The sequence below is a fragment of the Thiothrix winogradskyi genome (genome assembly GCF_021650935.1).
GTDB classification, from domain to species: Bacteria; Pseudomonadota; Gammaproteobacteria; order Thiotrichales; family Thiotrichaceae; genus Thiothrix; species Thiothrix winogradskyi.
Genome location: NZ_CP091244.1, coordinates 1,497,380 through 1,509,968, shown reverse-complemented (window position 1 = coordinate 1,509,968; position 12,589 = coordinate 1,497,380). Strand labels below are relative to the sequence as shown.

Here is a 12,589-nt window from a genome sequence, read left to right as displayed (position 1 = left end):
CACACTGAAAGGGCTAATCTCTGTTTAACACAGCTTTTAGCCCTTTCGTTTTCCCACCATCCCGTGCCAACAGCAACCACACACCAACAGCCAACAACCCCAAGCCCAACGTGGTACTCACCACAATTTCCAGCACACTATGGCTCAGCCAATCGTTCACATGTTCCAGTAAATAGACAACCGCATAGCCCCCCAGCAAAAACGCTAACAATTGCCCAAAGTATTCGATAAAACTATGCCCGATACGACGTGCAATCCAAATATATTGAAGCGAGGTAGCAATCAGCATGGAGAACAACGCCAGTGCTGCCCCCATATACCCATACTTGCCCCCCAAATAGTACAGTGCGGCAAAATATACGACTCCGCCAATGCTAGCGATCAACGCGGTTAATTTAGCCTGCCCTGCCCCTTGCAGCACCCAATAGCCGACCACGGTATTGGAATGCAGGAAGAAATACAGTGCCATTACCTGTAAGACCACCCCTGCTTTTTGTGCAAATTCGGCAGAAATCCACAATGCGAGGAAATCATCCCCCACCGTAATCAACAGTACCGCAATCACCAAACTGAGCAAAAACACCAAATTATTCGCCAACCGATACAATTTCAACACGCCCTCACGGTCATTCAGGCTAAACATCTCAGTAAAGCGCGGGAAAGTAATGTTTACCAGCGTGTGGATAATGCCATTCGCCATTTGTGCAATCGTAAATGGAATTTGATAATAGGTGACAGCTTCCGTACCAATCACAATACCAATCAATAACTTATCGGCACGCGATACCAGAGAGCCAATCAAATTCCCCAGAAAGGTATACGAGCTAAAAGAAATAATATCCATAAACACGCTTTGCTTAAACACAGGGCGAGGTTTAATACCTTGTGGCAAAACCTCAACACTAGCGATATAACCGCTAATAATTGCCACAAATTGCACAAATGCATACCCCCACAACACTTCAAGCAGCCCATAACCCGCCAACAGCAAGCCAGTTGCCAGCACAATACCGCCCAAATTTCCCGCATTATGAATAATGGCGGGCAAATCAAACCGATGGTAAGCCTTACAAATATTCAAAAAGAATTGGTTAAGATAACTCAAAAACAGCGGCACAGTCGTAATGCGTAACGCCTCAGTTGCCAGTGCTTGCTTATCCGCGTCTGCATACAAACCTTGCGCCAATAGCGGCGCAAACCCATACAAGCAGATAACCCCCAACAAGCCGATAAGCAAGTACAACAACAAAGCCACCCCCAATACGGGTTTAACCCTGTCACGTTGATCAGTCGCCTCATATTCTGCTACATATTTGACGACAGTTTGTCCGATACCAAAATCCACAAAGGTCATAAAACCGATCAACGATATACAAATAATGTATAACCCATACAAATCAACACCAAGTTTTATGACAATAATCGGAATCGTGGCTAACGCTGCCAATAAGGGCAATGCATAACCAAGTCCAGTAAAAATGACATTTTTACGCACATGATTCATAAATTTTTGACACCATTAAGCACGAGAAACAATTTAATAAATTTATGAAAAATCATAGACAATAAGCAATCACCATACAAATATCATATGCTTATTATTAATCATAGAAATAAGTTATTAAATATATTTTCTTGTTTAAAATTCGCAACATAAAAAATCAAACACGCACCCATTCAAAAGATTTTTTACAATCATGCAGAAAATAGAATATTATCTTTATTGTAAGTCTCAAAAACGATTCACCACCGAGGTTGCCATGAACCTGCCAACCGTAAAACAACTCCGCTACTTCGTTGCCCTAGAAAGCCATGAACACTTCGGCAAAGCTGCCGAAGCTTGTTTCGTCTCACAATCTGCCTTCAGCACCGCCATACGTGAGCTGGAAACCATTTTGGAAGTACAACTGGTTGACCGCACCAACAAGAATGTCACCGTCACCCACATAGGACGCCAAATCGCGGTAGAAGCCCGACGCTGCCTGCGGGATGTAGAGAATCTGGTCGAATTAGCCCGCAGCAATCATGCCCCCCTCACGGGTGAACTCCGGGTAGGCATTATCCCGACGATAGCCCCATTTTTATTACCCAGGGTATTACCCACCTTACGCCAACAATTTCCCCATCTGCGCTTATACCTGACGGAAGACATTACCCAACGGGTCTACGAAAAACTCATGAATGGCGAGCTGGATCTCATCATCATTGCCTTACCGTATGCACTGCGCAATGTTGAAATTCTGTCACTGTTCAAAGACCGTTTTTTCCTAGCCTGCCGGGAGGATACGCGCCACACCCGCCCCAGACGGCACATTTTTAATGACCTCAATCCCGAAAGTATTTTGTTATTGGAAGATGGGCATTGCCTGCGTGACCATACGCTCTCCGCCTGTCATTTGCAGGACATGGACAAAATCAGCCGCTTCACCGCCAGCAGTCTGCTAACCCTGACGCAAATGGTTGATGCGGATTTGGGGATTTCTTATTTACCAGAAATGGTTAAAGGCTCAACGTTATTAACCGGCACCAATGTTAAAATTTGGACATTGCCAGAAGAGAGTTACCGTGAAGTCGGTTTAGCTTGGCGACGGGGCAGCGCCCGTGAAGTGGAATTCATGCAATTAGGCGAATTCATTAAGAAGACATGGTTAACATTGCTTGAAAGTCAAACATTAACCGAGTAAACGTTCCAGCCAAGGCTTTTGAGCCGACTCCGCATTGATTACCGCCCCATTTGTCGGTAAGCCAGCGGGTAATAATACCTCACTAGGGTCGATATTATCTAAAATGGCTAATGGTCTATCATTAACCATCCGCATAATTTCCGTATCATCGCCCGTGATACGGATTGCAGCGTCGACACCTGCGGATAAAATCGGCGGTCGATAATTCACATTATGTGCATCGGACGCAATAATATGCACCACGCCGTCTAATAATAAACGCTCGGCACAACGCTTTGCGGTGCGCCCAAACGTGCCTGCAATAGCACCCGCCGTCACCTGCAACCACGCCCCCATTTGTGCTGCGGCAATAAACTCGTGATAGTTCGCCTCACACCAACGTAAGCGCTCTGGATGGGTAATCACCGGCACGTAACCCGCCGCGAGAAACGCTTCAATATGACGCAGGAAATGGGGTACTGGCAAGCTATGAGAAGGCTCTAATAGGAAGTAGCGCGAATTATCCAGCGTCGGGACAGTCCCGCACTGTAAGCCTTCCAGCACGCCAGACACCAGCCTGACATCCGCCCCTATCACCAAGCGCAGCGGAATATCACGTGAATACAACTCCACTTGCAACATCCGCAGCGCACTGGCAATGATTTCAGTGGAATTGTCATATACCCCCGGATAAATATGCGGGGTACAAGCCAAATGTGTCGTGCCATCGGCAACGGCTAAACGTGCCATTGCCAACGAGGTCTCCAAACTCTGGGAACCATCACAAAGCGCGGGCAAAATGTGGCTGTGCAAATCTATCATATTGCTCAATAAATGGTTCAATGATAAAAACAGCTTAACCGTTATCGGTTAAACCGCCAATTCATTAATTAAAATTATTATTAATATTGGTGAATCAAACTAGCACAACAATAGCGAATAATCCTAAGATTCTGACCAATGGCAGATAAACTACCGCCTATCTGTTCCCTTAATAGCGCCCCCTCCACTAATCAGAATTATTGCTCACTTAGCGTCAAGAAATAACTAAAATCGATTATCAGTGACTACAATCACAAAATAAGAAAGCTAGTCAGAAACTCCGAGGACAATATGCTTATAATATCGCTAATCACGAGTGTATGCGTGACATGGATAGCACTCCATTTACTAAAACCCGTGGCGCATCGCGCCAAATTATTAGACATTCCCAAAGGCCGCAAACAACACAAGGGTGCTGTCCCGTTAATCGGGGGTATGTCCATTTTCATCGGGGTCGCAACAGCAGTAATGCTAACGCTGCCTAATGATGCCGTTATCACCAGTTGGTTGTTATGCGCTTTAGGTATCGTGCTGTTAGGAGTCGCGGATGATGCCGAAGACCTTTCGGTCAAATTGCGGATTGTGATGCAAGTACTGCTCACCTTGGCATTATGCATTGGTACTGGTGTGTCATTAGCCAACTTAGGCGATTTATTGGGAATGGGTGAAATCGACTTGGGCATCTTTAGCTACCCGTTCACCGTCTTAATCGTATTGGGCGTGATTAATGCCTTCAATATGATCGATGGCATTGATGGGTTATTAGGATCCATTGCCTTAGTCACCTTGTTGAGTTTGATCACCTTGTTTAGCCTCTCCACGCATAGCACGCTGTTGAGTATTAGCGTGATATTCGTCGCTGCTCTGATTCCCTATCTAATGAATAACTTGGTGCTACCACCGTTTAAAGAGAAAATTTTCATGGGGGATGCCGGTTCCATGCTAATCGGTTTAAGTATCAGTTGGTTGCTCATTGAAGGCACGCAAGACCCTGCGCACCCAGCCTTCCGCCCTGTCACCGCCCTGTGGTTGATTGCCCTGCCACTGATGGACATGGTGCGGGTAATTCTGGTGCGCTTACGGAGTCGCCGCTCACCTTTTGCAGCCGGACGTGATCACCTGCATCACCTATTGCTGGAAATTGGCATGAGCAAGTGCGCCACCCTAGTCACGATGGTAACGCTTGCCGCAGTCTTTGCCAGCGTCGGTATCCTCACCGAATACTGGCAAACCAATGCCAGCGTGATGTTCTACGGTTTCTTACTCACCTTCCTGGCGTATCTGTTAGCGGTCGCGCCCTTGGTGGATGCGGAGAAAGGCAGCCTGAAACGTTGGATTGAAGCCGCAACCCTTACTCAAACTGCGCGGAAGATTCTTGCAAGATACGGAAATAATTAACAAACGGCGGGGTTTGCCCAGGTCTTAGGCGCAACGACCGCTCTTCAAAATACGGGGGAGCGGTTTCGTCGGTATAAACTCTGATTTGCATCCGATACAAAGGCTGTTGGCTGGCATCAATAAACGCCCCCCCGAAATCAGGTTGCACGTACTGCCCCTCGGACTCCTCGCGCTGAAGCATATAAGCATCAACTTTAGCGGCATCACCTTCCGCCAGCAGCAGCAGCATTTGACGTGGAGCCAACATGGGATTAATGCCTGCCGCGCCAGAATTCACCGTGAGAAAGCGCGTCATGGCTTGGTAAAGCTGCGGTGTCATCCCTAAGACTTGTTGCAATTCCTCAATGCGTTCAAATGGCGCATCTTTTGCCCCAAACAGCAAGCCTGCATTCTTATAATCCCCATCTTCTGCACCGTTAATACGTTTGAGATCATCAACATCGCGGAAATCTTCCAGAATATCCAGCATGTTTTGGGTAGATTGTTCATCCAAACCCGCTTGCTCAAAAATCAATTGCAGTAAAGGGCGGCTGGCGTAATTGATGTCGATAAGACCGTTTTCACCCACCACCCGGATTTCGGCTTTCATACCCTCGTACTCCCACAGTAAAGGCGCACCGCCAAGCTTGAGTTCCCGCTCTTTATTGGGCAGGAATAATTGCAGCACCGTGTAATGTGCCGCCGCATCCGCCACAGCTCGTGCCTGCGCACTGCGGCGAGCGTAATCCACCATGCTGGTTTCGGTGCGCGTGGCGTATAACAAACTGGCAGCCAGCGTCATCATGACCATGATCATCCATAACACGACGATCATGGCAACCCCGGATTGTTTATTTCGCATAATCAGTTACCTGTGGCAAATCCACCAACAGCTCAGGCCAAGCACGTTCTTTATCCGCCAAGGTGAGTTTCAGCATATCGGGGTAGCGCGGCTTGTCTTCCCAATCGGATGTCCAATCCGGGTCTTTGCCCTCTGCTTCCGCACCGAAATACTCAAACTCAGCCGCTTGCAAGCCCTCGAAAATCAATACTGGCTCTGCCTCTGCAAACGCATCCTCCCACGTCAGTTCCGGGCGATACGGGGCGAACAGCATTTCCAGTTTTTTAGCGTCTTTGCCCGCCACAATATTGAGTTCGATCAGAAACACGCCGCCTTGATGCTGCAAGGGTTGCAACGGCGCGGCATAACGCAAGGAAGTTGCCGTTCCCTCAAACGCATACACTTTGGCTTCTTTTTCACCGGCAATACGCACCACCATCGCCTGCCCCAACTGGCGACGCAGAAAGTCACTGATCAGGCGCATGTCTTCGGTTTTATTCATGCGCGTATCTGCCGCATCCCAACTGCGCCCAATGGTGTTGAAACTGGCGAATAAGGCGAGAAACAGCAAGGAAACCAACGAAAACGCAATCAACATTTCCAGCAAAGTAAAACCGCGTTGCCTCATATTGCCTCCCCAAAACGCAGGGAAGAGAGGTGGAACTCACGCGAGCTATCGCCACTTTTCCAGGTCACGACGACTTCCACCCGGTAAAGCTGCAAGGAAACGGGTAGTTTTTCCAACGCTTCGCCGAGTTCGAGCGGGGACATTTGCACCTCCCAACGGTAGCCGGAACCTTGTTCTTCACCGCTGACGTTGCCTTCCTCCACCTCAATGTCATTGCCCACCGCCGCTAAGCGGGATTCAGCGACCTGTATGGCAAAGCTGTATTCATCCGCCAACGCCACACTGCGCATGGATGAGCCAAATAATTGCAGCAAAACCCCAACCACCAAACCCATGACCACGAAAGCGACCAGCACCTCGAGCAGGGAAAAACCTTTATTGGATTGAAACACGCCCCGTCACCCATTCCACGTTGACCTTGTAGGTCTGTTGGTTGTGCGTCAATTCCACCGAGCCACCAGTGGAACTGCCATCAGGAAAAAAGCGAATGCCGCCCTGATTGGCGGCATCGACTTCGGAAGAAGTGGTGTTGATTTTGGCGGTAATCGCGGCACTGAGATGGCGTTCCGTATCGGCTGTACCCCCCTCAATCCAGAAACGTTTTTCCTGAATGTGCATTTTCCACAGCGTCGGCTGTTGACGCATCACCGCTTGCGCCCGTGCATGACGCAAACTCGCCGCGACTTCGCGGCTACTTTTGCGTAACACCGGCCCTTCGGAGAGTGAGGTTGCCACCACTCCCATCAATAGCCCGCCGATAATTAATACCAGCAAGACTTCGAGCAGAGTGAAACCGTTATTTCCAGAGCGTAATATCGGCATCTTCGCCTTCACCACCGGCTGCACCGTCCGCGCCAAATGACAACAAATCATACGGCTGACCGTTACTACCGGGGCGTTTGTATTGATAGTCATTGTTCCACGCATCTTTAGGCACATCGCCTTTTTTCAAATAAGGGCCATTCCAGCCACGCGCACTGGAAGGTGCAGTCACTAAGGCTTTCAAACCATCGGCGGAAGTGGGGTAACTGCCCACTTCCAAACGGTACATATCCAGCGCGGCACTGATGTTTTCAATCTGTACTTTGGTTGACTGCCCTTTGCCCTTGCCGAGGTATTTCATGGCTTGTGGCCCGACGATCCCGGCAATCAAGCCGAGAATTACCAGCACGATCATCAATTCGATCAAGCTGAAGCCGCGTTGGGTAGCAGACAGGCGTGGTTTAGATTGGAACTGCATATTAACTCCTTGTTATTTATTATAATTTCAATAGCTTGTGGTTTTCTTGGGAAACTACTTAACCAAATCAGCCATATTGATCATCGGCAACAATACCGACCCAATAATCACCAAAATGGCAACTGCCATGATCAGAATCAGCACCGGTTCCAGCAGGGCTAATAGCTGTTTCACCGACGTTTTGACTTCATCGTCATAAATATCGGCAACTTCACGCAGTAATTCTTCCATGCGCCCGGTTTCTTCCCCGACACGCAACATGTGCAAGGCGTAAGGGGGGAACACGCCTTTGCTTAATAATGTACGGGTGAGGCTTTCGCCTTGCTTAAGGCTATCGGCAGATTCCTCTACTGCTGCTGCCATGACGCGGTTGCCCACGGTATTTTTGGCAATTTTCAACGCACCGAGTAACGGCACACCATTGTGTAGCAACGTGCCTAAGCTGCGCGAAAAGCGGGCGGTTTCAATCTTGCCGACCAAATCACCAACCAAGGGCCAGCGCAACATACTGCGATCCAATCCGGTACGTGCTTTTTCATTGCTAAATACGTATTGCACCAGCATCAAAATCAGCAAAAACCCGCCCAATACCGCCCACCAATAATCGCGCAAGGTCGCCGCAGTCCCCATCACCACCTTGGTAATCGTCGGTAATTCCGCCCCCATGTCACCGAACATTTGCGCAAATTGCGGTACAACAAACGCCAATAGCGCAAAAATCGACACCACCGCCACAAATGCCAAAATCGCTGGGTAAATCAATGCCGAAATCACCGTGCCACGCAACTCTTTTGCACGCGCCATGTATTCCACCAAACGCGCCAAGGCATCGTCAATCGAACCACCCGCTTCCCCTGCTCGCACCATATTGATGTAAAACTTGGAAAATTTGCCGCTGGTTTCCAGTGAATCCGCGAAACGTTTGCCGCTGCGCACCTGATTTTGGATACCTTGCACCAATTCCAGCACCGCCGGTTTATCGCCAATTTCCAGCAAAATGCCCAAGGCACGGTCTAGCGGCAAACCTGCCCGCAACATGGTCGAGAGTTGCTGCGTCAACGCCATAATGTCGGGCTGACTTACCGCTTTGCTGGCAAACAAACCCCTGGATTTTTTCTGTGCCGTGCCGGAAGACACATTAGCCGTACCTTTCCCCGCTTCGATTTTGATCGGAATCAGTCCTTGGGCATTCAGGCTTTCTGCCGCCTGGGCTTCATTCGCAGCTTCCAACCTGCCTTCTTTTGCCACACCTTGGGGGGTAATGGCTTTGTAGCTATACGTGGGCATTCGGGGTTTCCTCCGCCACACGCAATACTTCTTCCAGCGTGGTTACGCCTTTGAGGGCTTTGTACAAACCGTCTTCGTACATGGTGCGCATTCCGCCTTTACGCGCTTGTTCTTGCAACACTCCCGCGTCTTCGTGCTTGAGGATTAAGCGGCGCAAAGGGTCATCCATTACCAACACTTCGTGAATCGCACTGCGCCCTTTGTAGCCAGAATTGCCACAGGCACTGCAACCTTTGGCGTGCCACAAACGCAACTCCCCCTCCGGTTGATAACGGCGCAAACCGAGTTCTTGCTCGATCTCCGGCAATACCGAATGAGATTCGCGGCACTGGGGACACAAACGACGCACCAAACGTTGTGCCAAAATGCCATTCACCGTGGATGTGATTAGATAATCTTCAATCCCCATGTCCATGAGACGGGTAATACCGCTGGCAGCATCATTGGTATGCAAGGTGGACAACACCAAGTGACCCGTCAACGCCGATTGAATCGCAATCCGCGCCGTTTCCACGTCACGCATTTCCCCGATCATAATAATGTCTGGGTCTTGGCGCACAATGGAACGTAATGCGTCGGCAAAATTCAACCCAATTTTGGGGTTCGCTTGAATTTGATTAATGCCTTCGAGTTCGTATTCCACCGGATCTTCGACCGTCAGCACTTTGTTTTCTGGGGTGTTGAGCTGGGTCAGCGCCGAATACAGCGTGGTGGTTTTCCCCGAACCCGTCGGCCCTGTGACCAGAATAACTCCGTGCGGCGCATCCAATTGCTGCTGCACTTTGCGCAAATTGTCATCGGAAAAGCCCAGCGTATTCAGATCCAGCTTGACGCTGTGCTTATCCAGCAAACGCATGACCACACTTTCACCGTGCATGGTCGGTACGGTGGAAACCCGCATGTCGATTTCTTTGCCTTGCGCACGGAGTTGAATACGCCCGTCTTGCGGCAAACGGCGCTCGGCAATATTCAGCCGTGCCATCAATTTGAGGCGTGAAATAATTGCGGCAGTCAATTGTGGTGGCGGCGATTCGACTTCGTGAATCACCCCGTCAATCCGGTAACGCACTTTCAGGTGGGTTTCAAACGGCTCAATGTGAATGTCGGACGCGCGTTGGCTCATCGCATTGGTCATAATCTGGTTCACCAAGCGAATCACGGGCGCTTCACTCGCCATGTCCTTCAGGTGTTCAATGTCATCCAGATTGTGATCTTGGCTGGTAATTTCAAACTCGTCGCCTCCATCCCCACCCGATTCTTTTTTGCTGGCTTCCGCGCCATACAAACGCTCGATATTGGCACGAATTTCAGTAGGTAGCCCCAACAATGGCTCAACCAATTTGCCGCTTGCCATGCAAATCGCCTGACAGGTAAATTCATCCTGCGGGTTAGACATTGCCACGACCAAACGCTCTTCCCCCGCTTGCAAGGGAACAATTTCCGCGTTGCGCATGTAATTAATGGCAATGCCGAGGTTTTCGATGGGTAACGAAGGGTAGTCTTTGCTGAGTGCCATGCGCACATTCAGATGACGTGACAACACGAACGCGACTTCTTGTTCGGTGAGCATTCCTAAACGGACTAACACACTGCCCAGCGGCTGACGAATTTCCGCCTGCGCCCGCAATGCACGTTCCAAATCAGAAGGTTTTAGTTTGCCTAGTTTGACCAGCCGTTCGCCAAACAGTGCGGCTGGAGCATGGGATGTCGCAACCTGCATAATCGTATTTCTTTATTATTATAATGCGAACCCATTTTAGGGATGCAGAGGAAACATGCAAGCAGTTTCCCCCCAAACGGTCGGAAAATTATGCGGCAATGATTTGCACCACACGCTCACGGTTTTTTCCACGGAAATAGCCCGTATTTCGGTAAAAGTCTGGCGTCGTATTGTCCCACCAACCAGGGACACCCAGCAGCGGAAACGGATTCATACAAGCGGTGGAAGCCAAGCTACCTTGCTGCAATTGCCCGGATACCACCTGATCCAGATAAGCGTGCTGTTGTGCCAGCGGCATGTGGAAAAACGCTGGCGTCACTTCCACCAAGAGCGCATGGGCAGTCACCCCCACATACGGCGTCAGCATTTTTTCCAGCGTCGCATGACCAATCATAAAACACGCAATTTCCTGCCCCCACGCCGCCCGTTCCTGCCAAAACAAGGTTTCCCACGCGAAATCCATCACGTATTGCAGACACTCACGCCGACTGGCAACAATGATCACCCCGCTTTCATCCAACACCGTCAATGCATCCCGCTGAGGCGTGCGCGGTTTACCGTACTGCTGGATGTCAGCCGCGTGCAAAGCATTAATCATCACCTTGGTCTGTGGAAATACACTCCACATTAGGGCATTAAAAAAATCGTGCCAATTCGCACGAGTCGCCACCATGCCATGCTGAAAAATACGCTCTTCATAATACAACTCAGGAAATGGCAGCGTATTATCTTGCGGAAAAAAACGCACTGGCAACCCCGACTGAGCGCACAACGCCGCTGGCAATAATTGATTCAAGCATTCACACGCAGGCCAGTCCGTTAACCCTGCCCAACAACAACGGTTACGTAACTGCTGAAAGCAGGGATGTAAGGTATCGAAGTCAGCATTCCAGATGTCGGAAGTCATCGCCAATCCATTCATGACCGAAACCATGAATTTTAACGCAACTCAACCTCCCTTATCCCTGTCTTTTTGGCTATAGTCATAGGGCAGCAATAGGTCAAAAGAGGTCGGAGTGAAGCATTCCAGTAGCGTGTCATCGAGTTCCTTCCGTCAACAGCGCGGCTTTGTCTTTAAAATGATTCATTCCCTGATATTGGTAGTGGGCGTGGTCACGCTTGTGGTTTTGTATAAAGCAGGAAAACTACCTTTTATTAATTATCGCCCTAACCTTTCAGAGTGGAATCTTGGCAGCAGTAATAACAACAATCCCCGCAACGACGACGTATGGGAACCCAGCAATAACTACATTCAAGCGCAACAACGCAAGCCCACCCCCGTCATTCGCGACCGCGAAGACACACGCTATACCACCAATCGCTACGCCGTACAGGTAGCGGCGGGTTATGATTCCAGACAATTGTACGGTTGGCGCGATGCCCTTGCCCAAGATGGTTATGATGCTTATCTGGTCAGTTTAAACACACCGCGTGGACTAATGTTCAAATTACGGGTCGGCGCATTCTCTTCACGCAAGCAAGCTGAAACCTTGCAGACTAAACTCCGTAGCCGTTACCCCGCCAACTTTGGCGCAAGTTTTGTTGTAGAAGGCGATTAACTTTTCCCACCCCTTTATTTTGCAAATAACTCATACTGGAAATTTTGTAAGCCTTGATCAGCGCAGTGGACGCTGCCCTGCATCACATAAGCAGAAGGTGTTACTGCCCCGCCCTTGATGACCAAACCCTGCACCTCCCGCCCACAACGATTACCTTTGACGGGTGTCCCCACCACCGCCACTACCGCAGTCGTTTTATCATGCCGGTAAACTTGCGCTTGTGCCGCTCCCGGTGACTTCATGAAATAACACGGTGCCATCGGCTTAAGCCAAACAGGCGGCGCCGTTTTCCCCACCTGCAACTGACACCCACCGCCATTATCACTCAACACCAAGGTCAAACCTGCGGCTTGAGCCTGATCCGTCACGTGCGGGGTGGTAAAACGCTCAGGCAACACCAGCGCTTGCGTATTAGGCTGTCGCTCAGGTTCGCAAGCTGTCAACAGCAACAC

At 49.7% G+C, this 12,589-nt stretch carries 14 protein-coding genes; 3 read left to right on the top strand and 11 right to left on the bottom strand.

Going from position 1 to position 12,589, the window contains the following annotated elements; all coding sequences use genetic code 11:
- Positions 1-13: 13 nt before the first annotated feature.
- Positions 14-1,504, bottom strand: a complete 1,491-nt coding sequence (locus L2Y54_RS07635) for an oligosaccharide flippase family protein (protein ID WP_236501229.1) — start codon at positions 1,502-1,504, stop codon at positions 14-16.
- Between the two features lie 256 nt (positions 1,505-1,760).
- On the opposite strand from L2Y54_RS07635, the gene L2Y54_RS07630 reads away from it, so the two are divergent.
- The gene (locus L2Y54_RS07630; RefSeq protein ID WP_236501228.1) at positions 1,761-2,684 is read left to right on the top strand and encodes a hydrogen peroxide-inducible genes activator; all 924 of its coding nucleotides are present in this window, start codon (positions 1,761-1,763) and stop codon (positions 2,682-2,684) included.
- Here L2Y54_RS07630 and L2Y54_RS07625 read toward each other — a convergent pair.
- A complete protein-coding gene (locus L2Y54_RS07625; protein WP_236502005.1) occupies positions 2,673-3,485 on the bottom strand; it encodes a tyrosine-protein phosphatase in 813 nt (270 codons plus the stop codon). The genes L2Y54_RS07630 and L2Y54_RS07625 overlap by 12 nt on opposite strands.
- A 324-nt stretch (positions 3,486-3,809) precedes the next feature.
- Between L2Y54_RS07625 and wecA the strand changes: the two genes are divergently transcribed.
- The gene (wecA, locus tag L2Y54_RS07620) at positions 3,810-4,883 is read left to right on the top strand and encodes a UDP-N-acetylglucosamine--undecaprenyl-phosphate N-acetylglucosaminephosphotransferase (RefSeq protein ID WP_236501227.1); all 1,074 of its coding nucleotides are present in this window, start codon (positions 3,810-3,812) and stop codon (positions 4,881-4,883) included.
- On the opposite strand, the gene L2Y54_RS07615 is transcribed toward wecA, so the two are convergent.
- The 8 genes from L2Y54_RS07615 to L2Y54_RS07580 form a co-directional block, all read right to left on the bottom strand.
- The gene (locus tag L2Y54_RS07615; RefSeq protein ID WP_236501226.1) at positions 4,837-5,724 is read right to left on the bottom strand and encodes a type II secretion system minor pseudopilin; all 888 of its coding nucleotides are present in this window, start codon (positions 5,722-5,724) and stop codon (positions 4,837-4,839) included. The two genes, wecA and L2Y54_RS07615, sit on opposite strands and share 47 nt — an antisense overlap.
- On the bottom strand, positions 5,714-6,331 hold the full coding sequence (locus tag L2Y54_RS07610) for a prepilin-type N-terminal cleavage/methylation domain-containing protein (RefSeq protein WP_236501224.1): 618 nt from the start codon (positions 6,329-6,331) through the stop codon (positions 5,714-5,716). Before L2Y54_RS07610 ends, L2Y54_RS07615 begins: the two co-directional genes overlap by 11 nt.
- Positions 6,328-6,723, bottom strand: a complete 396-nt coding sequence (locus tag L2Y54_RS07605; RefSeq protein WP_236501222.1) for a prepilin-type N-terminal cleavage/methylation domain-containing protein — start codon at positions 6,721-6,723, stop codon at positions 6,328-6,330. The genes L2Y54_RS07610 and L2Y54_RS07605 overlap by 4 nt, the downstream gene beginning before the upstream one ends.
- Positions 6,707-7,153 (bottom strand): GspH/FimT family pseudopilin, encoded by a 447-nt coding sequence (locus L2Y54_RS07600; RefSeq protein WP_236501220.1) that lies wholly within the window; start codon positions 7,151-7,153, stop codon positions 6,707-6,709. Before L2Y54_RS07600 ends, L2Y54_RS07605 begins: the two co-directional genes overlap by 17 nt.
- A complete protein-coding gene (gene gspG, locus L2Y54_RS07595) occupies positions 7,128-7,571 on the bottom strand; it encodes a type II secretion system major pseudopilin GspG (RefSeq protein WP_236501218.1) in 444 nt (147 codons plus the stop codon). Before gspG ends, L2Y54_RS07600 begins: the two co-directional genes overlap by 26 nt.
- Positions 7,572-7,625: 54 nt before the next feature.
- Complete coding sequence (locus L2Y54_RS07590; protein WP_236501217.1) at positions 7,626-8,858, bottom strand: type II secretion system F family protein; 1,233 nt, start codon at positions 8,856-8,858, stop codon at positions 7,626-7,628.
- On the bottom strand, positions 8,845-10,578 hold the full coding sequence (gene gspE / locus L2Y54_RS07585) for a type II secretion system ATPase GspE (protein ID WP_236501216.1): 1,734 nt from the start codon (positions 10,576-10,578) through the stop codon (positions 8,845-8,847). The genes L2Y54_RS07590 and gspE overlap by 14 nt, the downstream gene beginning before the upstream one ends.
- Positions 10,579-10,666: 88 nt before the next feature.
- Complete coding sequence (locus L2Y54_RS07580; RefSeq protein ID WP_236501215.1) at positions 10,667-11,500, bottom strand: DUF3025 domain-containing protein; 834 nt, start codon at positions 11,498-11,500, stop codon at positions 10,667-10,669.
- A 94-nt stretch (positions 11,501-11,594) separates the two neighbouring features.
- On the opposite strand from L2Y54_RS07580, the gene L2Y54_RS07575 reads away from it, so the two are divergent.
- The gene (locus L2Y54_RS07575) at positions 11,595-12,137 is read left to right on the top strand and encodes an SPOR domain-containing protein (protein ID WP_236501214.1); all 543 of its coding nucleotides are present in this window, start codon (positions 11,595-11,597) and stop codon (positions 12,135-12,137) included.
- A gap of 14 nt (positions 12,138-12,151) precedes the next feature.
- Here L2Y54_RS07575 and L2Y54_RS07570 read toward each other — a convergent pair whose 3' ends face one another.
- The gene (locus tag L2Y54_RS07570) at positions 12,152-12,589 is read right to left on the bottom strand and encodes a hypothetical protein (RefSeq protein WP_236501213.1); all 438 of its coding nucleotides are present in this window, start codon (positions 12,587-12,589) and stop codon (positions 12,152-12,154) included.

What these genes read in the sequence shown, in the direction of transcription:
- L2Y54_RS07610 (WP_236501224.1), bottom strand. Translation starts at nt 6,331, where the DNA reads ATGAGGCAACGCGGTTTTACTTTGCTGGAAATGTTGATTGCGTTTTCG.
- gspG (WP_236501218.1), bottom strand. Translation starts at nt 7,571, where the DNA reads ATGCAGTTCCAATCTAAACCACGCCTGTCTGCTACCCAACGCGGCTTC.
- gspE (WP_236501216.1), bottom strand. Translation starts at nt 10,578, where the DNA reads ATGCAGGTTGCGACATCCCATGCTCCAGCCGCACTGTTTGGCGAACGG.
- L2Y54_RS07600 (WP_236501220.1), bottom strand. Translation starts at nt 7,153, where the DNA reads ATGCCGATATTACGCTCTGGAAATAACGGTTTCACTCTGCTCGAAGTC.
- L2Y54_RS07630 (WP_236501228.1), top strand. Translation starts at nt 1,761, where the DNA reads ATGAACCTGCCAACCGTAAAACAACTCCGCTACTTCGTTGCCCTAGAA.
- L2Y54_RS07635 (WP_236501229.1), bottom strand. Translation starts at nt 1,504, where the DNA reads ATGAATCATGTGCGTAAAAATGTCATTTTTACTGGACTTGGTTATGCA.
- L2Y54_RS07590 (WP_236501217.1), bottom strand. Translation starts at nt 8,858, where the DNA reads ATGCCCACGTATAGCTACAAAGCCATTACCCCCCAAGGTGTGGCAAAA.
- L2Y54_RS07615 (WP_236501226.1), bottom strand. Translation starts at nt 5,724, where the DNA reads ATGCGAAATAAACAATCCGGGGTTGCCATGATCGTCGTGTTATGGATG.
- L2Y54_RS07580 (WP_236501215.1), bottom strand. Translation starts at nt 11,500, where the DNA reads ATGAATGGATTGGCGATGACTTCCGACATCTGGAATGCTGACTTCGAT.
- L2Y54_RS07625 (WP_236502005.1), bottom strand. Translation starts at nt 3,485, where the DNA reads ATGATAGATTTGCACAGCCACATTTTGCCCGCGCTTTGTGATGGTTCC.